Below are 19,247 nucleotides of genomic sequence, written 5' to 3' on the forward strand. Positions count from 1 at the left end.
TTCTGATTATCGGTGCGCTGGCGATATTTATTTCGCTTAGCCACTGAGTGGCCGCGGCACGGTAAAGCAGATTATTCAGGATGTATTATTTTATTTGCTCTGCGAGTCTGACGGGTATTGCAGTTTTGCCATTAGCGATTCAGCAAAACAGAGTAATTCATAGTCTTTATTTTTCCCCGCAACAATTTGCAGGGCGACCGGCCGCTGGTTTATCTCGCCAACGGGAAGCGTTAGCGCCGGATGACCGCTTAAATTGAACGGGCGCACCAGCCGGGTCAGGTTCACCACATTGAGTGGATTCGCCGCCTCTTCCAGCGTCGGCGGGCAGGCCGGCAGCGTCGGCAGTAAAATAAACGGCGTGCGGGCGAGTTGCGCATCGACAGCCTCGGTAAAGGTCTGGCGAATGCGCTCTGCCGCCTGGCGCTGGTGCGGGCTGATTTCCGCGCCGGCGCGCAGGCGCACGGCGACATCCTCGGCCAGTTCAGGCTCCTCCGCGAGAGATTGAAACGCCTGCCAGTTCTCCTGGGAGATGACCGTCAGCCCTGCCTGATGCGCCTCGGCAAATGCCGGCAGCGTCGCGTCTGCGGGAAACATTCCCGCCTGCGTCAGACGGGCGCGAATCAGCTGTTCAATGTCCGTCGTGGCATGGCCGAAGAGAAAGGCCGTGGCCGCCTGGTGGGCGCTGACGGCTGGGGCGATTTCGCCTGGGATTCGCGCCAACACCTGACGTAACGTGGCGACATCGCGACTGAAAAATCCCACGCAGTCCAGCGAACTGTCGGCCGGCATCACCCCTTGACGGCTCACCCGCCCCCAGGTCGGCTTCAGGCCGACGATGCCACAGCAGGCGGCAGGCATCCGCACGGAACCCCCGGTATCGGTGCCAATCGCAAAATCGACCTCTCCGGCGGCCACCACGGTTGCCGAACCGCTCGACGAACCGCCGGGAATCAGCGCCGGGTAGCGCGGGTTGAGCGGCGTTCCGCTCCAGGCATTGATCCCGGTCACGCCAAAGGCCAGCTCATGAAGCGTCGTTTTCCCCTGCAGCTGACAACCACCGCTATCGAGCAGCTGTTGAATCACCGTCGCATGCGCTGTCGCCTCCGGGGCATTTTGTAACACCGGGCTGCCGGCACGAGTGGGATAACCGGCGATATCGAGAGTATCTTTGGCGGCAAACGTCAGCGCGCCGGTACCCAGCGTAAAGCGCGAGATAAACCCGGAATGGGCGGATGTCATGCCTGTACGATGTTCATTAGCCATGGTTCACTTTTCCGTTTAACGATAACGAGTGAAGGACGAATGTATAAAAAACAGACTGAATTGAATCTGAGATAATCTTGTCATTAAAACTTGAAACTTCAAGTAATTTGTAACGTATTTTTCACATCATCCTGGGCTATAAGAACATTTTATAAACAAATAAAAATTTTTAATTAATTGATTTGTATGTTTATTTTTTGATAGTTATATTTTAATCTCTTGAGGGAGCTCACAAAATAAACCGCAAAATATAAGTTAAAAAAATGATAAAAAAGCGTGCGAAAAACGAAGGGTAGGGCGAGAAAACGACAATAGCCTTTTCTTTATAAAGGTTATTGTCGCGACTGTGGAAGAGGGAGATCAGTCATTGAGGTTGTGCAGCAGCAGGGACAGCACGTGGTTCATTTTCTTCTCTTGGGCAGGGGTAATGCCCTTAAATGCCCGGGCGAACACTTTTTGACTCAGTACTTTGGCCTCGGCGACCTTTGCCTGGCCTGCGGGGGTGAGTTCCGCTTCGGTGACCCGACCATCGCTGGCGCTGACGTGGGTAGTCAGCAGCCCGTCGTCACGCAGGCGCCCTACGATTTTGGTGACGGTGGGCATTTTACTGACGGCGTATTCGGTGATGCGGGAGATACTGGCTCTGTGGTACTGATGGACCAGCATCAATACCCGGAAGCGGGAAAGGTCGATGTCGATTTTTTTTAATTCGATTTCCATCAGCTGCGTATACTTTGCATAAACGTTGACCACCCAGAAGAAGGGAAACTCTTCTTTATGAAAGCGGCTCTCGTGGCTGTCTGGTTGCGCTGATGCGTTATTATGTTCCACAAGCCTCTCCTTGCCCGACGACGGTAGAATGGGCAGATGGTATGCGTATTTGACGGGCATTGCAAAATGCAATCTACAGGCAATATCGCGGGCTGGCGGCGACGCTCACCGCTACCGCCGGGCGGATATTCAGATTCACGTAATGGTAAAAATGATGACAACTCGCATGCTAACCCGTGACTGGCGTCTGCTGTCGCTGGGGTTACCACTCCTGGCGCTGCTGTGGGCCGGGCTGACGCTGTATGCGCACTGGGGGGCTTTTTTACAGTGGTGTCTGGCAACGCAAATTATGCTCCATCGCTACCTGGTGATGTATCTTTTGCAGCTCAATAACCATCAGTATAGCGGCGGGATGTGGCTGCTGGGCGGCGCATTCCTTTACGGTGTGCTGCATGCCGTTGGCCCCGGACACGGTAAATTTATCGTCACCACCTATCTCAGCACCAACAAAGAGAGCCTGCTGGCGGCGCGGGTAGTGCCGTTTCTTGGCAGCCTGATGCAGGGGGTGAGCGCTATCCTGTTTGTATTTATTCTGGCCGTAGGGCTGAACCTTGCGTCCGGCGATCTCAGTACCAGCCGCTGGTTCGTAGAGAAAATCAGCGCCCTGATGGTGGGGGCGTTTGGCGCATATGTGATATATCAAGCGCTCAAAAGCCTGCGGCCGCGAAAAATGACGATCGCGACCTTGACTCCGCTGCATGAACATAGCGAAACGTGCGGCTGCGGAGCTCACGGCGTTGGCCGCGGGCTGGGAGCTGACTGGCAAACCCGGCTTGGCGTGGTCCTGGCTATCGGCGCCAGGCCCTGCAGCGGGGCGATAATGATCCTGCTGTTTTCCAATGCGCTGGGGATCGTCAGCTGGGGAATTGCCGCGGTCATGACGATGTCACTGGGGACGGCAATATCAATTCTCGGCCTCTCGCTGGCGGTACGCTACGCGCGTGAACGGGCGATCGGCCTGTTTGCCTGGGATGACGGTCGCCTGAAATGGCTGCTGCCGGCGGTAAAAATTGCCGGCGGCGTCCTTCTGATTCTCTTTGCCTGCGTGCTGTTTCTGACCGTGATCCCGATGAGCGCCAACGGCGATTATATTGCTGCCGGTTGCTAGGGCTCTTCCAGCAGGCGCATAAAGACCTTCAGCGCCCGATCCAGCTGCTGGCGCTGCTCCGTGGAGAGTCCGGCCAGCAGCTGGCGTTCGTTTTCCACGTGGCTTTCCACAGCCTCATCGATCCGCTCGCGCCCCGCCTCGGTCAGGGCGACCAGCAGACTCCGCGCATCGTCAGGATCCGGCAAACGGGTAATAAAACCCCTTTTTTCCAGCGCCTTAAGCCGATGCGTCATGGTGCCAGAGGTGATCATCAGCGTAGAGAAAAGCTGAGTCGGGGAGAGGATAAACGGCGAGCCTGCCCGACGAAGGGTGGCCAGCATGTCAAACTCCCAGCGCACCAGATCGTGGCGGATAAAGGCGGACTCTACGCGCGGCTCCAGCAGCAGAGCGCAGCGCTTCAGGCGCCCGATGGGGCCCATCGGGCTGCAATCCAGATCCGGGCGCTCCCGTTTCCACTGTTCAAGAATGCGATCTACGGCGTCAGCCTGAGATGATTTGTCCAATTGTGCCTACTTATCTTGATATCAAGATATCTGTCGATACATACTTTAACGACTAATTTACCTTGATGTGAAGATAAAATCATGACCTTTTTCTCACGCTCTCCCGTTATTGATTTGCTGTTGACCGCCCTGGCTCCGGCCATCTGGGGGACGACCTACATTGTCACCTCCCAGTTTTTACCCCCGGACAGACCTTTTATTGCGGCGCTGCTGCGGGTGCTGCCCGCAGGGATTGCGCTGCTTATCTGGTGCCGCCGTTTTCCTCTGCGCAATGAGTGGTGGAAGCTTATTGTTACCGGGATCCTCAATATCGGCGCTTTTCAGGCGCTGCTGTTTATTGCCGCTTACCGGTTACCCGGCGGGCTGGCTGCAGTGATTGGGGCAATTCAGCCGCTGCTGGTCATGATGCTGGCGTGGGGTGTCGACAGGCAGCGCTCGCCGTGGGTGGCGGTGCTCTCGGCAGTGACTGGCATTATCGGCATGGCGCTGCTGCTGCTGTCGCCGCATACGGTGCTGGATCCGCTGGGGATCATGGCGGCATTTTCAGGTGCGGTCAGCATGGCGCTGGGGACCTGGCTGTCTCGCCGCTGGGCGATTTCGCTACCGGTGGTGGCGCTGACCGGCTGGCAATTGTTGATTGGCGGCGTGGTACTGGCTCCCGTTGCATGGCTGGTGGATCCGCCGCTGCAGGGGGTGACGTGGACCCAGGCGGCCGGCTATCTGTGGCTCTGCGTGGCCGGCGCGATGCTGGCCTATGGGCTGTGGTTCCGCGGGATTAGCCGTCTCCCATCGGTCGCTGTCTCAGCACTCAGTCTGCTGAGTCCGGTGACGGCAGTGCTTCTGGGCTGGATCTGTCTTGGACAGAAGATTGAAGGGGTGGCGCTGGTGGGGCTAATCGTGGTGTTGCTGAGCGTGCTGTCGATACAGCGCGCATTAACAAAAAAAGCCCCATAAAGGGGCCCGACATTGCTGCGTGGTTATCGTGAAGCGGGAGCGAAACGAGCCGCCGTAAGGCGGCCTGTCCGGCAGCTCCCTCTGCAACCATTCTCTTATTTGGACAGCTCAGCGGTCATATGAACCTGGTTACCGGTATAGGCTTCGGTAATGTGGTAAGACGCGCCTTGATCTTTAGCGATGGTCGCAATTTTAGCTTCTGCGCTATCCAGGGTATCAGCCGTTACGCTGACCGGGTGCTGAGCGAAGCTGGCGAAAGAAACCAGAGAGAGCATACCGGCAGCGGCAAGTAATTTTACGTTTTTCATGGTGTTTTTCCTTTTAACTTTTCAGGTGGAAAGCGTTGTGCTTTCGATGGGTTTATAATAAGCCTGCTAACTATAACCAGCGTTGCAAAAAGTGCGATTTAGATCACACTTTCATGTCGGTAAGATGACGGGAATTTGAAAGTGTTTTTATTTTTTAATTAAAAAACAATGCATTGAACGCGACTCCCGCTACCCTTATGCATTAAAAAAATATTGCTATCACCATGTGTTTTTTTGAAAACCGCCGCCATGGATGGCCTGAGTGGATGCGCGGGCGGGATTTTCCCGTGTTTTTGGGCAGGGCATACTTCGTCTGGCGGCGAAGTATCGGGCTTTATGGATACGATAAAGTGGCGTCACTGTTGATTGAGGAAGGACGACACGATGATTGCGGTACTCTTTGAAGCCGATGTCACCCCGGCAAAACAGGCCCGTTACCTGGCGCTGGCGGCGGAGCTCAGGCCGTTGCTTGATACGCTTGACGGCTTTATTAGCATTGAACGTTTTCAAAGTCTGACCACGCCGGGCAAGATCCTGTCTCTGTCCTGGTGGCGCGATGAAGAGGCGGTGCGGGCCTGGAAAAACAATCTCTGCCATCAGGCGGCCCAGGAGGAGGGCAAAGCGACTATTTTTGCCTCTTACCAGATTCGCATTGTGCAGGTCATTCGCGGCTGGGGTTCAGAAATGCAGGAGGGGCGCGGCGATGTATGATATTCATGTCATTCTGCCAAATCGTCCTGGTCAGCTGGCGCTGTTAGGCCAAACGCTGGGGAAACATGGCGTGGGGCTTGAAGGTGGCGGGGTTTTCACCGTCGACAATCAATGCCACGCCCATTTTCTGGTCGCAGAAGGGGAGCGGGCCAGAACGGTGCTGGAGCAGGCGGGGATCCCGGTAGCGGGCGTCTACCTGCCGCTTATTCGCAGATTAAAACAGGAACAGCCCGGCGAGCTGGGCGCGATAGCTCACGCGCTGGCCGAACGCGGGGTGAATATCCTGACCCAGTACAGCGATCATGCGAACCGCCTGATTCTGGTGACCGATAACTTTCCACTGGCACAGGAAGTCACGCGTTCCTGGGCCACCACCTTGTGAGGCGTTATGCTAAAACCAGCCCATGTTATTGAAGATGATGAGTCGTTGCCCGTGGCCATCACCGCGCTGGCGTCCGCCATGGCCGATGCTTCACGCGTGAAAATGCTCTGTGCATTAATGGATGGGCGCGCGTGGACCGCGACGGAGCTGGCGACGGTGGCCGAAGTCTCGGCCTCAACCGCCAGCGCCCATCTCAGCCGTCTGGTCAGCACCCATTTGCTGGTTTGTCTGGCGCAGGGACGGCATCGCTATTACCGGCTGGCGAGTGCCGATGTCGCCGGACTGCTGGAGAATATGATGGCGATGGCCGGGAAAAGTGCCATTGTGCTGACCACCCGGACCCCGGTGAATCTGCGTACGGCGCGAACCTGCTACGATCATCTTGCTGGTGAAGTGGCGGTGGCGATTTATGATTTTCTCTTGCGCGAGGCGTGGATTGTGCCGGACGGGAGCGCGCTGACGCCGGTCGGCGAGGCGCAGTTTGCCCGTTCAGGCATCACTTTGCCGGCCGGGAACCGGCGCAGGGTATGCTGCGCATGTCTGGACTGGAGCGAGCGGCGTTTCCATCCCGGTGGCGCCGTCGGGGCTGCATTGTTGCAGCATGGTCAGCGAAAAGGCTGGTTCACCCTGACGCCGGGATTTCGCGAAGTGAGTATCACCCCGACAGGCAGGCTCGCGCTGAGGCAGCACTTCCATCTGCCGCTGTAGCGGGCAGCTAAACGCCAGGTTGCAGGAGGTGAATATTTTTTTTTAACCGTTTTTATGCTATTTCAGCAAGCCACCTCTCAGTATTATTCAGAATGTTCGCTATAGTCATGGGATCGTATTATTTGCCATGATAATCCCTCTGCGAAATATATCACCCGCGCCTTATTCCCTCTGATGTAAATAACTTTGTATTTGTTTTTGTCTATTGTTTTTCGATTATCAATAGCTGAAATCTATCTCTAACCCGATGTAACAAGTTTTAAGCAAATGTATATTTGTTGGCGAAAAATAGCATTCTTTGACGCCGACAGCATTAACGAATTCTTTAAACGGAGTTCGCGTCCTGACGCCTTAAATATTGCGGCTTCCGGTCAGTCGAAGTTTCTATTCACAGTTGCACAAGTGAGCATCGCATAACGCTTCTGACTTTTGTGCAGGTTTACTGTTGGTTTATTGATATAAAACTCACTCTGACAAGGAAATGGCAATGAAAAAGGTTCTTCTCTCTGCAGCTATGGCAACAGCATTTTTCGGTATGACTGCAGCGAACGCAGCTGATACGAATGTTGGCGGTGGCCAGGTTAATTTCTTCGGTAAAGTTACCGATGTCTCCTGTACTGTTTCCGTTAACGGCCAGGGCAGCGATGCTAACGTTTACCTGTCACCGGTTACCCTGACCGAAGTTAAAGCAGCGGCGGCTAATACCTACCTGAAGCCTAAATCTTTCACCATTGACGTCTCTGATTGCCAGGCTGCTAACGGCGACAAACAAGACGACGTGAGCAAACTGGGTGTGAACTGGACCGGCGGTAACCTGCTGGCTGGCGCAACGACTGAGCAGCAGGGCTACCTGGCAAACACCGAAGCCTCTGGCGCGAAAGATATTCAGCTGGTTCTGTCCACCGATAGCGCGACTGCGCTGACCAACAAAATCATCCCGGGCGTGAGCACTCAGCCGAAAGCGAAAGGCGACGCAACCGCCGTTCAGGATGGCGCACGCTTCACTTACTACGTTGGTTATGCAACCAACACCCCGGCTTCTGTTACCACCGGTGTGGTTAACAGCTACGCGACCTACGAAATTACTTACCAGTAATTATCGCCAGAAAATAAAACCGCCTTTCTCGAGGCGGTTTAAAACAATGATAAAGCGGCAGTTGCTGCCGCTTATTTTTTTATTCTGAGGTCAGCATGAAGCATATTGCCCTTTTTTTCTGTTTCATTTTTAGTGTTGCGGCCAATGCCAACAATATTATCGTCAACGGCACCCGCTTTATTTATCCTGGAAATGAAAAAGAAATAACGGTACAGCTTTCTAATACCGCAGACCGTCCGGCGCTGGCGCAAGCCTGGCTGGATAACGGCAATGCCGATGCTACGCCGGATACCATTACCACGCCGTTTATTATTACGCCCCCGATTTCACGCGTTGATGCAAAGAGCGGGCAGACTTTACGTATTAAATTGGGTAGCGCCGCCGGACTGGCACAAAATAAAGAGACGCTGTGGTGGCTGAATCTTCTGGAAATCCCGCCGGTGGTGGCCAACCAGAAAAATGAAGGGCAAAACGTCCTCCAGCTGGCGATCCGTTCGCGCTTTAAGTTTATTTACCGTCCTGTCGGACTGGGTAACCGCGACGCGGCGCCGGAGAAATTAGCACTTTCAGTCAGCGGTAGCAGCCTGTCTATCAGCAACCCTACGCCATTTTATCTCACCGTCAGCCGTATTTCCCGCGATGGCGGTAAAGCCCTGAACAGCAAAACGGTGATGCTGGCTCCGCAGTCCAGTCAGACCGTGGCCCTCTCTTCTTCTGTGAGTCGAGGCGAGACCCTGACGATTAATAATATCAATGACTATGGCGCAGATGTGGCAGTGAAAGTAGCCGTTAAATAAGGGACACGATCATGAAGCAGAGGTCTATCTGCCCGGGAAGATTAAGTACAGCGATCGCGATGGCGCTGTTCTGTTTTCCGCCAGTTTCCAGCGGACAGGAAAGCCCGGGAACGGTATACCAGTTTAATGATGGTTTTATCGTTGGCAGCCGGGAAAAGGTCGATCTGTCTCGCTTCTCCGCCAGTGCTATCACGGAAGGGACCTATTCGCTCGATGTGTATACCAACAATGAGTGGAAAGGGCGCTATGAACTGAACGTCACCCGCGATAAAGACGGCAACATGGGGATCTGCTACACCCGTGAAATGCTTGAGCGCTACGGGATTGCGGCAGAAAAACTCAATCCTCAGCTGAGTCAGCAGGCAGGTTACTGTGGACGGCTGAAGGAGTGGCGTAACGAAGAAAACGTTAAAGATAACCTGATACAGTCCTCGCTGCGGCTGGAAGTTTCTGTACCGCAAATCTACGAAGATCAGCTCCTGAAAAATTTTGTCAGCCCGGAATTCTGGGATAAAGGCATTGCGGCGCTGAATCTTGGCTGGATGGCGAACACCTGGACCAGCCATACCTCTGCCGCCAACGGCTCCGACAACAGCAGCGCCTATCTCGGCGTTAACGCCGGCTTCTCCTGGGACGGTTGGTTACTCAAGCACATCGGTAACCTGAACTGGCAGCAGCAGCAGGGGAAGGCGCACTGGAACAGTAACCAGACCTACCTTCAGCGGCCGATCCCGCAAATCAACTCGATTGTCAGCGGCGGGCAGATATTTACCAACGGCGAATTCTTCGACACCATCGGTCTGCGTGGGGTCAACCTGGCGACCGACGACAATATGTTCCCGGACGGAATGCGCTCCTACGCGCCGGAAATTCGCGGCGTGGCGCAGAGCAATGCTCTGGTGACGGTGCGTCAGGGCAACAATATTATCTATCAGACCTCGGTACCGCCGGGGCCGTTTACTTTGCAGGATGTTTACCCGTCCGGGTACGGTAACGACCTTGAGGTGTCGGTAAAAGAGGCCGATGGATCGGTGCAGGTCTTCAGCGTGCCGTATGCGTCGGTGGCACAGCTGCTGCGTCCGGGTATGACTCGCTATGCGCTGTCGGCCGGTAAAGTCGATGATAATTCGCTGCGCAATAAGCCCATGCTCTACCAGGCTACCTGGCAGCGTGGCCTGAGCAACATGTTTACCGGCTATACCGGCGTGACCGGTTTTGATGATTATCAGGCGTTTCTGCTGGGGGCCGGGATGAATACCGGTATTGGCGCGCTGTCATTTGACATTACCCAGTCGCGACTGAAGAGCGATACCCTGGATGAAAAAGGGCAGAGCTATCGCGCCACCTTTAACCGGATGTTTACCGATACCCAGACCAGCATCGTGCTGGCGGCGTATCGCTACTCCACGAAAGGCTACTATAACCTGAACGATGCGCTGTACGCCGTCGATCAGGAGAAGAACCGCAATAACAACTATACGCTGTGGCGACAGAAAAACGGCATGACCTTCACCGTTAACCAGAACCTGCCGGACGGCTGGGGCGGTTTTTATCTGAGTGGCCAGATTTCAGATTACTGGAACCGTTCGGGTACCGAGAAGCAATACCAGCTTAGCTACAACAATATGTTCGGCCGTCTCTCATGGTCAGCCAGCGCGCAGCGCGTGTATACGCCGGATAACTCCGGCCATCGTCGTGACGATCGCATCTCGCTGAATTTCAGCTATCCGCTGTGGTTTGGTGAGAACCGTACCGCCAACCTGACGTCGAACACCACCTTCAACAATTCGCATTTTGGCAGCTCGCAGATTGGGGTTAACGGTTCGCTGGATAGCGAGAACAACCTCAACTACGGCATTTCAACGACCGCAGCGACCGGTGGTCAGCATGATGTCGCCTTAAACGGCAGCTACCGTACGCCGTGGACCACGCTTAACGGCAGCTATAGCCAGGGTGAAGGTTACCGGCAGAGCGGGCTGGGTGCCAGCGGGACGCTGATCGCCCATCGTCATGGCGTGGTGTTCTCACCGGAGAGCGGCAATACCCTGGCGCTGATTGAAGCCAAAGATGCGGCGGGCGCCATGTTGCCGGGTTCACCTGGGACGCGCGTCGACAGTAACGGCTATGCCATCCTGCCCTATCTGCGACCTTACCGGATCAACGCCGTCGAGATCGATCCGAAAGGCAGCCAGGAGGATATCGCCTTTGAGCGTACGGTGGCTCAGGTCGTTCCGTGGGAAGGCAGCGTGGTGAAAGTCTCGTTTGATACCACGGTACAGAATACCCTCACGCTTCAGGCGCGCCAGGCCAATGGCCAACCGCTGCCGTTTGCCGCCACCATTCTGGATCCGTCCGGTAAGGATATTGGGGTTGTTGGTCAGGGCAGCATGATGTTTATCAGCGACGCCGGGGTTAAGCAGGCGATCGTCAAGTGGAGCAGCGGACAATGTACGGTGGATCTGGGCCAGGCAAAATTAAAGGAAACGGTATGTCGCTGAGTAAACAACTGACGCTTTTTATTGGCTTAATGGCGCTGGGGACCACCTCCGCCTGGGCTGCCTGTACGCGCCTTTCGCAGCCTACGGTGAACCTGGATATGGTCGTTGGCAGGGTTGTGGTTCCCCCCGATCTGCCGGTGGGCTCGGTGATTGTCTCCCGGGACTGGACGATGAATGCGCCGGGCGGGGCCAGCTACAGCTGTACCGCCGGTACTAACCGCTTTGCGGCGAAGATTGTTTCTACAGGCTCCACCGATCTGGGGAATAAGATCTACTCCACCAACGTGCCCGGTATCGGCATGCGCTTTAGTCGCGGCGGCGCGACGGTGAACATCATCTATCCCGACGTTTTCTCCTCCACCATCAACCGGACCACCAACTACTCGCTGGAAGGTTCCCGCTTTACGCTGGAGATTATTAAAACGTCGTCGACGACCGGCAGCGGTACGCTGGCGGCGGGGAAATATACCTCCTATGACTGGGAAAGGGGGAATAACCCGATTCTGGAAACCTACCTGAGCGCCAATGCGATCACCATTGTCTCACCTTCCTGTACGGTCCTGAGCGGGAAGAATATGAACGTTGATGTGGGCACCATTAAGCGTAGCGATCTGAAAGGGGTCGGCACAACGGCGGGCGGTCGGGATTTTAATATCGAGCTGCAGTGCAGCGGCGGGTTAAGCGAGTCGGGATATGCCAATATCCAGACCTCTTTTTCCGGAACTCTGGCAACCAGCACCACGCTCAAACAAGGGGCGTTGCTCAATGAAAAAACCGGGAGTTCCGCCGCCAAAGGGGTCGGGATTCAGGTACTGAAGGATGGCGTACCGCTGGAATTTAACAAGAAGTACAGCGTAGGCACGTTGCGTTCTCAGGAGACGCGTTACTTTACGCAACCTTATCATGCGCGATTTTACCAATACCTGCCGACAACCAGTACCGGCGAGGTGGAATCGCACATGATCTTTAACCTGACGTACGATTAATTCAGGAGGCGGGCATGAAGCAATATGGATGTGGCACATATGGCCGACAATGCATCAGGCTGGCCGTCGCTGGCGCGATGCTTGCCGCCTCGTCGGCCTACGGTTTTATGACCAATTACGATAACGGACGCGTTGATTTTGTCGGCCGGGTGACGGATATCTCCTGTAGCGTGGCGCTTAACGGCGCGAATAATGCCGGCAGCGGCAATGTCTGGCTGGCGCCGGTGAGCCTGGCGGAAGTCCACGGCCGCGGGGCCGGCGCATTTATGAAGCCGCAGCCTTTCACTCTTGAGTTGTCGAATTGTCAGCTCCGCCATGATGGCGGCGCGGCGGATAAAAATGAGATTCGTGCGGTGAATGTGCGCTGGATTGATGGATTTATGGTCGATGCCGTCGCGAATGAAAATGCGGGCTATCTGGCGAACACGTTAGCGGATGGGGCGCGCAATATCTATCTGGCGCTGTCCACCAATGATAATAATACGCTGGATAAGAGTAATAAAATTGTCCCCGCCGACCCGCAGCAAAATCGGGTGCCGATTGTTGAAAAATCGGTTAATGGCGGTGTATTTACTTATTATATCGGCTATGTCACACCGTCCCCGGAAAAAGCGACAACCGGTCCATTGACCAGCTGGGCAACCTGGGAACTTGTGTATAATTAAGCGTGTGATATTTAGCGCATAAAAATACCGCAATCATGCGGTATTTTTATGCGCTAACTCTTTCCTGAACCAGTTGTTCAATACTGACTTCTTTCCAGTAATGGCCCTGAATAGCAAACCACTCCATTCCCTTAAGCCAGTTTTTATGTGCTTCGCTCTCGACACCTTCAATAATGACATTGTGGTTATTACGTGACAGGAATGTCACCAGCGCATCCATCAGCGGTCGCCCGGACTCTTTCTGCATGAGATGCCAGAAAAAATCTTTGTCAATTTTGACATAATCAAAATGGTATCCGCGAATAGCATTAATGCCGGCATAACCAGAACCAAAATCATCGAGCCACAGTGTGGACGTCTGGGGACTTTTCCAGCTGGCTAATGCATTATTCAGCAGGCTATTGGCATTTTCCGTAACCTCAAAATGTACACACTTCAGATGGTTAATGTAGGTTTCGATTTGCGGCTGGCGCAAAATTCCGAGAATATGATCGTCAACATTGATTGTGGCTGAAATACCATTGTCAATAAACCATGTCCGGTGCTTTTCAATCAATGCCAGTTGCTCCATGAAAATACTTTCACGGAGTGCCGCATTAGCATGGCGAAAGAAAAATTCCGGGGCCACAGGAATAGAATCGAAGCGGCTTAAACACTCCACGGCCACGAGAGTGTCCTGCGGTGAGAACATTTTTTGAAAAACATAACGAACAGAGATATCGCCACGGGATAAGTTATAATCGGAAAATATGTTAGCGTTCATTTTCTCGTGTCAGGCACTTTACAAAACATCGCTGCAGGGTGAAATTATTATAAGTGACCTTTCTGCAGTTTGGAATGTTTATTAAAAGTAACTTTTCAATTAATTATCTGGTTTTGATTGGGGAGACAGTTTTTTTCTAGCATTGATACATGTCGACAATTTTATTGTGCATCGCCCGCGAGTTATGCATGCCAAGTTTTTGCATGATATGAATCCTGTGACTGTGTACGGTTTTATGGTCAATATTCAGCAGAGTGGCAATTCTTTTGTTGTTGTGACAGGTCATGGTCAGCTCCAGCACCTGGCGCTCTCTGGCAGAAAGCTTCTTCGGTACGGAAAACTCGCTGCCGACTGCGGGAGTACTGACGGCGCGATAAAAATCATGCAATGGTGTTTTTTCTGTAAGAATCATGGTGTTATCTATGTTTATTAGTTCCCTGAACAGGTTGGCAATATCGCTTCTGACCACCAGGATTAGCCGGGTACAGTGCAGAAGACACCAGCGCATATCGTTGAGCAATAACATCGTGTCGGCAGCAGAAAAGTCCTTATGAATAACGTTGAAAATAACGATCCCAGACAGGGGGGCGATTGCCCCCTGAGTGATATCCTGATAACGGAAGGTGGTGACATTTTTATTGTTATCAACCATATACCAATGAATTGATTGACCGATTAAATTATCATCGGTATACAGAAATATCCTGTCCAAGGGGTCAGACTCTCTTTTTTCGCTTAGCTTCCAGAATCAAATCGAGCAGCATTTTCTCTATTCTGGTCTTATCTTCGCGGTGGCGGAATTTAAACTGACAGGAAACCTGGTGATAGCTTTCACTGTCTTCATCAAGTGTCACTTCAACAACATTTTTTATCGCTAAATCAATGGTGATTTCACCATACTCAGCCAGCGACAGAACTGAATTCTTGAGGATTGAACTATGCGTGAGAAATTTCAGGTTCGGACTTTTCGCGATCAGCGCACAGCCGCCATCTGAAATGTCTTTAATATCGAAAAGATAGTTTTCGCCATTTCTGTGTCGACCGCGACAAAAAAAGTCATACCGGTGATGCAAACGAAAGCGGGGGTCGCGACGTCGTTGTACCACATGAATGCATTCGGGTAAGGCAAATGAGACTTTATTACCGCGTTCGGCATCGCTGTTATAACTTTTCTTTAACGATGAACAGAACTCAATCTTTCCTGAATCACTATGCAAAATGAATTTGTATTTATGCCCTGGGGGAATTTTGCTCTGGGTGACGATATGGAACTCAGCAAAGTCTACCCGGGTAAGTTGGGTCATGATGTTTTTGTTATTAAAGAAAACTTCTATCTCGGAGTGTTTCCTGAGTTCCTCCCTGAAAATAGCAATGATTTCATACCGGCTGGTCTTTATTGTTCCCTCTGTCATGTAAAGTCCTTGTTGATTTTTTATTGTGTTAGTTAAATTTTTCTTATGGCAATGCCAACATTCTGATTGCATTAACCAGATGTTTTTATGAGCGTTTGATGTTATTAGCTATCTTTGTCGCTAAATTGATTTGTATAAACGTCGAATCAGATGTTGTTTTTCCTGTAATCAAGAGTTGTAAAAATTTTTGGGGAAGGCAAAAACGACAGAAGTCCCCAATAAGGAGACTTGTCAAAATAGTATAAATCAATGCTGTATATAGGGTTGTTTAGCGCAGGTTAGTGCAAGCATATACCCATTTGTAGGATATATAGTGCCAGCAGCGTTGGGCTAATTCCAGCCAAATAATAGGAGGGAAAATGGCGCCCGGCAAGGACCTGTGCGGAAGGACACGCACAGGTGTGGCGAAGGCCGTTAGTTCTGCAGTGTCGCTAATGTTGCGATGGCTTCCGGCGGCAGGGTTAACGCGCCAGCGGCCAGGTTTTCCTGCAGGTGCTGGAGCGAAGAGGTTCCCGGAATCAGCAGAATATTAGGCGAACGCTGTAGTAGCCAGGCCAGCGCAACCTGCATCGGTGTCGCCTCCAGCGCGGCGGCAACATCGTTAAGTTCCTGTGCCTGTAGCGGAGTAAACCCCCCAAGCGGGAAGAAAGGGACGTAGGCAATATTTTGTGCGGCAAGCTCATCAATCAGCGCATCGTCTCCGCGATTGGCAACGTTGTACTGGTTTTGCACGCAAACAACGGGCGTCAGCTTTTGCGCATCGGCCACCTGCTTCGCCGTGACGTTACTGAGGCCGATGTGGCGAATAAGCCCACGCTCTTTAAGCTCAAGCAGCGTGGTCAGCGGCGCTTCCAGTGAGCCTTCTACCGGGCCGTGGGTGCCGAGCATGCTGCGCAGATTCACGATCTCCAGGACATCGAGCCCCAGATTACGCAAATTGTCTTCCACCGCCTGCGTGAGCTCTTCGGGCGACATCGCCGGCAGCCAGTTGCCCTTTTCATCACGGCGAGCGCTGACTTTCGTCACGATGCAGAGATCGTCTGCGTAAGGATGGAGCGCTTTGCGAATCAGCTGGTTAGTAATATGCGGGCCGTAAAAATCAGAGGTATCAATATGATTGACTCCCGCCGCTACCGCCGCGCGCAGGACACGAATAGCGGCGTCCGGATCGGCAGGCGGACCAAATACGCCGGGGCCGGCTAACTGCATAGCGCCGTAACCCAGACGATAAACCTGGCGATGACCTAATGTTCCGCTTCCGGATAGTTTTACGCTGGACATGGCGATTCCCCACTGGTGTGCAAACCCTAAGTGTAAACCTGGCGAGGAAGTCCGGATGGCAGAAATATTGGCAGAACGTGCGGCGGCGGTGATAACCGCCGCCGCAGAGGGGAGGATTAGCTAAAGAACATGACCGAAACGCACAGCAGGCCGACCACCAGGGTGATGAAATTACCCACTGAACGGTAGGGTTTGAGTGCGGGAATGATGTAGGTCGACAGCGTCGGCATGATGAACAGGATCATGGCGATCAGCGGGCCGCTGATGGCGTAGATCATGGAAATGGCGTTCGGATTGATGAAGCAAACTATGAACGTCAGCGTCGAAACCAGCAGAATCGACATCGCGCGGTTAAAGGCGCGGCTTTTGCGAATCCCGACCTGATTCAGCGACGTTTTCACGATTTCGCTGGCGCCTTCAATCACGCCAAAATAGGTGCCGAGGAATGACTTCGACATGGCCACTACGGCGACCACGATGCCTGTTACCGCCAGCCATGCCGGAGAACCAGGCATCATCGACAGCGCGGAGAGAATGGTCACTCCTTCGTTGCGGGCGTTTTCAATATAGGAGACCGGTATCGCCAGCAGGCAGCTGAAGACAAAAAACAGCACGCTGGCGCAGATGATGGTATAGGCCACCTTCATGATTTTTTTGCATTTACCCATAGCCAGATCACCATATTTCTCCTGCTGATCGATAGCAAAAGTTGAAATGATGGGCGTATGGCTAAAAGCGAAAACCATCACAGGGATTGAGATCCAGACCTGGTGGAACGTATGAGAAGTCAGCTGCAGCTGGCTGGTGAGGTGCTCAGGCTGCCAGTCGCCGATTAAATAGATCGACAAGAACAGGAAGCAGGCAATCAGCGGGAACACCAAAAAACCCATCACCTTAATCGTGATATGGCGGCCCATTAAAAAGATCAGGTTCAACACCATGACCACGGCCAGACTCAGCATGGCGCGAACGGCGGGTGTAATCGGCATATGCCTTGCCAGCTGCTCGGCGAGTGAGTTGGTGACTGCCACGGCGTAAATCAGGACGACCACGAAAAAGGCGAGGAAATAGAGGGCGGTGATCAGATTCCCCACTTTCTTGCCGTAGTAATGGTTAACCGCCCCGGTGATCCCGACGCCGGGCGCAACTTTCGCGGAGAGAATGAACTGACTCAGTGCTTTGTGCGGCCAGTAGGTTAACGGCCAGGCGACTAGCGCGGTGATGAACAGAACAATGGCGCCAGCAGACCCCAGCTGGATCGGCAAAAACAGAGTGCCGGCGCCTACGGCAGTGCCATATAAGGCAAAACTCCAAAGAGTTTCTTCTTTAGACCAAATTTTAGACATTGTGTGAATTTATCAACCGTAAGACCAAAAAAAAGGAGTGTAATTTACCACAACAACGAATGAGCCGTTGCGATACTTTCGGATGACAAACAGGGCAAGGGATCGCCGGGCATCCCCCGGCGATGAAGAGCAGTTAGCTGCGTGCCAGGATCCGCTGCTGGCGATATTTCAGTACGCGTTCGCGCAGAGTATCCCATATCCAGTTAAACAGCATGGTGTAGGGCAGGAAGAACAGCATAAAGCCGATTTCCAGCATAAACGCCTGGATCAACGAGACCCCGAGAATCAGTGCCACGGCGGTGACCCCGATAAGAATAAACCCGGATTCAAAGCCGATAGCGTGCAGCGCGCGGACTTTGAGAGTTCGCACCACGCGAGATACCGGCCAGAGGCGGTCAAAAGCGGCGTTATAAATCAGGTTCCATACCATGGCCAGCGTCGCGAGCAGCACGCTCAGCCCCCCCATTTCAAGAACCGAACGCTGCATCAGCCAGGCGGCGGTCGGGGCGAGAATTAACGTGGCGAGTCCTTCAAAACTGACCGCATGGATAACGCGCTCTGTCAGCGTTTTACGCTGAAATGTGTTCTGTTGCATGGCTTGCTACCTCCGAAAAGCCGTGGTTCTGACCGGTTCCTCTGCAGTTAAGGAGGGAACAGATTCTGAGAAATTACTCCGCATTTTATGGATAAATATGATAAACAAAAGATAGATTCCATCGATAAAGTAGATAGTTCATGCGCTATTCTCCCGAAGCTCTGACTGCATTTGTTGAAGCCGTGGCCTGCGGGTCGTTTTCTGCCGCCGCCCGTCGGCTGCGCAAAAGCCAGTCCACCATCAGCACCGCCATTTCAAACCTTGAAGCCGATCTGGGCGTCGCGCTGTTTGACCGCGCGACTCGCCATCCCACGCTGACGCCACAGGGGGAACAGGTGCTGAGCTACGTCAAAGCGATTCTGGCGGCCAGCAATCGGCTGGATGAGCTGGCTATTTCACTGTCTGATGAAACGGAAGCGCGCCTCACGTTTGTACTCTCCGACACGCTGCATCCGGATGTGCTGGAGGATCTGCTGCAGCAGTTCGATCGTCGTTTTCCCCACACCGAGTTTGAGTGCCTGATAGGGGAAGATGAGGATGTTATTGACCTGCTGCAGAAGGAGCGCGCGCAGGTGGGGCTGATTGAGGCCAGGGATAGCTATCCGACGGAGATTGGCAGTACCCGGCTGCCGTTACAAACGGCGATGGCCATTTACGTCGCTCCCGCGCATCCGCTGGCGGCGCAGGGACGGGTCACCTGGGATGAGCTGCATAGCTGGCGAGAACTGCGCCTGAGCACTTTTCTGGCCAGCTCGCTGGAGCCTGCGAAAGGACAGGTCTGGTCGGCGCCGAACTATTTACTGCTGCTCAGCATGACGGTGCAGGGGCTGGGATGGTGCATTTTACCTTGTGCGCTGGTTGACGAGTTTGCCGGGTCAGACACGCTGGTGGCGCTGAACATTCCCGGCTGGCCGCGGGCGATTTCCGTTGATTTATTGTGGAATAAGAAGGTGCCGCCGGGGAAAGCCGGGAGCTGGCTGCGTCAGCATTTACAGCGCCAGGAACCCGCAACGCGGGGCTAATCTTTGTGATTCGCCTCA

21 protein-coding genes are annotated in these 19,247 nt (G+C 53.4%); 11 read left to right on the forward strand and 10 right to left on the reverse strand.

Features of this window, described 5'->3' with window-relative positions:
• Nucleotides 1–90: 90 nt before the first annotated feature.
• On the reverse strand, nucleotides 91–1,263 hold the full coding sequence (locus OQV00_RS04455) for an amidase (protein WP_113990853.1): 1,173 nt from the start codon (nucleotides 1,261–1,263) through the stop codon (nucleotides 91–93).
• 360 nt (nucleotides 1,264–1,623) lie between these two features.
• Complete coding sequence (locus OQV00_RS04460) at nucleotides 1,624–2,094, reverse strand: MarR family winged helix-turn-helix transcriptional regulator (protein ID WP_015585819.1); 471 nt, start codon at nucleotides 2,092–2,094, stop codon at nucleotides 1,624–1,626.
• A gap of 154 nt (nucleotides 2,095–2,248) precedes the next feature.
• On the opposite strand from OQV00_RS04460, the gene OQV00_RS04465 reads away from it, so the two are divergent.
• A complete protein-coding gene (locus OQV00_RS04465) occupies nucleotides 2,249–3,202 on the forward strand; it encodes a nickel/cobalt transporter (RefSeq protein WP_044023635.1) in 954 nt (317 codons plus the stop codon).
• Here OQV00_RS04465 and OQV00_RS04470 read toward each other — a convergent pair.
• Complete coding sequence (locus OQV00_RS04470; protein ID WP_004867242.1) at nucleotides 3,199–3,705, reverse strand: MarR family winged helix-turn-helix transcriptional regulator; 507 nt, start codon at nucleotides 3,703–3,705, stop codon at nucleotides 3,199–3,201. The two genes, OQV00_RS04465 and OQV00_RS04470, sit on opposite strands and share 4 nt — an antisense overlap.
• An 81-nt stretch (nucleotides 3,706–3,786) precedes the next feature.
• Here OQV00_RS04470 and OQV00_RS04475 point away from each other — a divergent pair, with 81 nt between their 5' ends.
• Entirely contained in the window at nucleotides 3,787–4,659 is an 873-nt protein-coding gene (locus tag OQV00_RS04475; protein ID WP_032718199.1) for an EamA family transporter, read from the forward strand.
• Nucleotides 4,660–4,754: 95 nt separating this feature from the next.
• Here the strand turns inward: OQV00_RS04475 and OQV00_RS04480 are convergent, their stop codons facing one another.
• Nucleotides 4,755–4,967 carry a YdgH/BhsA/McbA-like domain containing protein gene (locus OQV00_RS04480; protein ID WP_015585822.1) on the reverse strand — a complete coding sequence of 71 codons (213 nt, stop codon included), beginning with the start codon at nucleotides 4,965–4,967 and terminating at the stop codon, nucleotides 4,755–4,757.
• A gap of 384 nt (nucleotides 4,968–5,351) precedes the next feature.
• Between OQV00_RS04480 and OQV00_RS04485 the strand changes: the two genes are divergently transcribed.
• The 8 genes from OQV00_RS04485 (at nucleotide 5,352) to OQV00_RS04520 (ending at nucleotide 12,810) form a co-directional block, all read left to right on the forward strand.
• The gene (locus tag OQV00_RS04485; protein ID WP_015585823.1) at nucleotides 5,352–5,678 is read left to right on the forward strand and encodes an antibiotic biosynthesis monooxygenase family protein; all 327 of its coding nucleotides are present in this window, start codon (nucleotides 5,352–5,354) and stop codon (nucleotides 5,676–5,678) included.
• Nucleotides 5,671–6,060, forward strand: a complete 390-nt coding sequence (locus OQV00_RS04490; protein ID WP_044350963.1) for an amino acid-binding protein — start codon at nucleotides 5,671–5,673, stop codon at nucleotides 6,058–6,060. The genes OQV00_RS04485 and OQV00_RS04490 overlap by 8 nt, the downstream gene beginning before the upstream one ends.
• Before the next feature lie 6 nt (nucleotides 6,061–6,066).
• Nucleotides 6,067–6,768 (forward strand): ArsR/SmtB family transcription factor, encoded by a 702-nt coding sequence (locus tag OQV00_RS04495; RefSeq protein ID WP_266279894.1) that lies wholly within the window; start codon nucleotides 6,067–6,069, stop codon nucleotides 6,766–6,768.
• A 487-nt stretch (nucleotides 6,769–7,255) separates the two neighbouring features.
• Nucleotides 7,256–7,864: a fimbrial protein gene (locus OQV00_RS04500; protein ID WP_004867230.1), complete on the forward strand. Its 609-nt coding sequence runs from the start codon at nucleotides 7,256–7,258 to the stop codon at nucleotides 7,862–7,864.
• A 95-nt stretch (nucleotides 7,865–7,959) separates the two neighbouring features.
• Nucleotides 7,960–8,661 carry a fimbrial biogenesis chaperone gene (locus OQV00_RS04505; protein ID WP_266279896.1) on the forward strand — a complete coding sequence of 234 codons (702 nt, stop codon included), beginning with the start codon at nucleotides 7,960–7,962 and terminating at the stop codon, nucleotides 8,659–8,661.
• An 11-nt stretch (nucleotides 8,662–8,672) separates the two neighbouring features.
• Nucleotides 8,673–11,159 (forward strand): fimbria/pilus outer membrane usher protein, encoded by a 2,487-nt coding sequence (locus tag OQV00_RS04510; RefSeq protein ID WP_163980377.1) that lies wholly within the window; start codon nucleotides 8,673–8,675, stop codon nucleotides 11,157–11,159.
• Nucleotides 11,150–12,145: a fimbrial protein gene (locus OQV00_RS04515; protein WP_004867219.1), complete on the forward strand. Its 996-nt coding sequence runs from the start codon at nucleotides 11,150–11,152 to the stop codon at nucleotides 12,143–12,145. The genes OQV00_RS04510 and OQV00_RS04515 overlap by 10 nt, the downstream gene beginning before the upstream one ends.
• A 77-nt stretch (nucleotides 12,146–12,222) precedes the next feature.
• On the forward strand, nucleotides 12,223–12,810 hold the full coding sequence (locus OQV00_RS04520; protein ID WP_077266776.1) for a fimbrial protein: 588 nt from the start codon (nucleotides 12,223–12,225) through the stop codon (nucleotides 12,808–12,810).
• Between the two features lie 46 nt (nucleotides 12,811–12,856).
• On the opposite strand, the gene mrkJ is transcribed toward OQV00_RS04520, so the two are convergent.
• From mrkJ to OQV00_RS04550, 6 genes are all read right to left on the reverse strand, one after another.
• Nucleotides 12,857–13,573: a cyclic-di-GMP phosphodiesterase MrkJ gene (gene mrkJ / locus OQV00_RS04525; protein WP_015585827.1), complete on the reverse strand. Its 717-nt coding sequence runs from the start codon at nucleotides 13,571–13,573 to the stop codon at nucleotides 12,857–12,859.
• A gap of 136 nt (nucleotides 13,574–13,709) precedes the next feature.
• A complete protein-coding gene (locus OQV00_RS04530) occupies nucleotides 13,710–14,285 on the reverse strand; it encodes a response regulator transcription factor (protein ID WP_004867209.1) in 576 nt (191 codons plus the stop codon).
• Between the two features lie 4 nt (nucleotides 14,286–14,289).
• Nucleotides 14,290–14,985: a flagellar brake protein gene (locus OQV00_RS04535; RefSeq protein ID WP_004867206.1), complete on the reverse strand. Its 696-nt coding sequence runs from the start codon at nucleotides 14,983–14,985 to the stop codon at nucleotides 14,290–14,292.
• A gap of 414 nt (nucleotides 14,986–15,399) precedes the next feature.
• Nucleotides 15,400–16,266, reverse strand: coding sequence for an aldo/keto reductase family oxidoreductase (locus OQV00_RS04540; RefSeq protein WP_097358052.1), 867 nt, complete (start codon nucleotides 16,264–16,266; stop codon nucleotides 15,400–15,402).
• Nucleotides 16,267–16,382: 116 nt separating this feature from the next.
• A complete protein-coding gene (locus OQV00_RS04545) occupies nucleotides 16,383–17,612 on the reverse strand; it encodes an amino acid permease (protein ID WP_266279900.1) in 1,230 nt (409 codons plus the stop codon).
• A gap of 133 nt (nucleotides 17,613–17,745) precedes the next feature.
• Complete coding sequence (locus OQV00_RS04550; RefSeq protein ID WP_015585829.1) at nucleotides 17,746–18,207, reverse strand: multidrug/biocide efflux PACE transporter; 462 nt, start codon at nucleotides 18,205–18,207, stop codon at nucleotides 17,746–17,748.
• 140 nt (nucleotides 18,208–18,347) lie between these two features.
• Between OQV00_RS04550 and OQV00_RS04555 the strand changes: the two genes are divergently transcribed.
• A complete protein-coding gene (locus tag OQV00_RS04555; protein WP_266279903.1) occupies nucleotides 18,348–19,229 on the forward strand; it encodes a LysR family transcriptional regulator in 882 nt (293 codons plus the stop codon).
• The last annotated feature ends 18 nt before the right edge of the window (nucleotides 19,230–19,247 follow it).

Source organism: Klebsiella sp. DY2415, from assembly GCF_026314315.1.
GTDB lineage: Bacteria > Pseudomonadota > Gammaproteobacteria > Enterobacterales > Enterobacteriaceae > Klebsiella > Klebsiella ornithinolytica.

Bases quoted from the DNA above. Each gene is read 5' to 3' on its own strand.
- OQV00_RS04515 (WP_004867219.1), top strand. From the start codon at position 11,150: ATGTCGCTGAGTAAACAACTGACGCTTTTTATTGGCTTAATGGCGCTG.
- OQV00_RS04490 (WP_044350963.1), top strand. From the start codon at position 5,671: ATGTATGATATTCATGTCATTCTGCCAAATCGTCCTGGTCAGCTGGCG.
- OQV00_RS04465 (WP_044023635.1), top strand. From the start codon at position 2,249: ATGACAACTCGCATGCTAACCCGTGACTGGCGTCTGCTGTCGCTGGGG.
- OQV00_RS04545 (WP_266279900.1), bottom strand. From the start codon at position 17,612: ATGTCTAAAATTTGGTCTAAAGAAGAAACTCTTTGGAGTTTTGCCTTA.
- OQV00_RS04510 (WP_163980377.1), top strand. From the start codon at position 8,673: ATGAAGCAGAGGTCTATCTGCCCGGGAAGATTAAGTACAGCGATCGCG.
- OQV00_RS04505 (WP_266279896.1), top strand. From the start codon at position 7,960: ATGAAGCATATTGCCCTTTTTTTCTGTTTCATTTTTAGTGTTGCGGCC.
- OQV00_RS04520 (WP_077266776.1), top strand. From the start codon at position 12,223: ATGCTTGCCGCCTCGTCGGCCTACGGTTTTATGACCAATTACGATAAC.
- OQV00_RS04475 (WP_032718199.1), top strand. From the start codon at position 3,787: ATGACCTTTTTCTCACGCTCTCCCGTTATTGATTTGCTGTTGACCGCC.
- OQV00_RS04555 (WP_266279903.1), top strand. From the start codon at position 18,348: ATGCGCTATTCTCCCGAAGCTCTGACTGCATTTGTTGAAGCCGTGGCC.
- OQV00_RS04455 (WP_113990853.1), bottom strand. From the start codon at position 1,263: ATGGCTAATGAACATCGTACAGGCATGACATCCGCCCATTCCGGGTTT.
- OQV00_RS04500 (WP_004867230.1), top strand. From the start codon at position 7,256: ATGAAAAAGGTTCTTCTCTCTGCAGCTATGGCAACAGCATTTTTCGGT.
- OQV00_RS04495 (WP_266279894.1), top strand. From the start codon at position 6,067: ATGCTAAAACCAGCCCATGTTATTGAAGATGATGAGTCGTTGCCCGTG.
- OQV00_RS04485 (WP_015585823.1), top strand. From the start codon at position 5,352: ATGATTGCGGTACTCTTTGAAGCCGATGTCACCCCGGCAAAACAGGCC.
- OQV00_RS04480 (WP_015585822.1), bottom strand. From the start codon at position 4,967: ATGAAAAACGTAAAATTACTTGCCGCTGCCGGTATGCTCTCTCTGGTT.
- OQV00_RS04550 (WP_015585829.1), bottom strand. From the start codon at position 18,207: ATGCAACAGAACACATTTCAGCGTAAAACGCTGACAGAGCGCGTTATC.
- mrkJ (WP_015585827.1), bottom strand. From the start codon at position 13,573: ATGAACGCTAACATATTTTCCGATTATAACTTATCCCGTGGCGATATC.
- OQV00_RS04535 (WP_004867206.1), bottom strand. From the start codon at position 14,985: ATGACAGAGGGAACAATAAAGACCAGCCGGTATGAAATCATTGCTATT.
- OQV00_RS04540 (WP_097358052.1), bottom strand. From the start codon at position 16,266: ATGTCCAGCGTAAAACTATCCGGAAGCGGAACATTAGGTCATCGCCAG.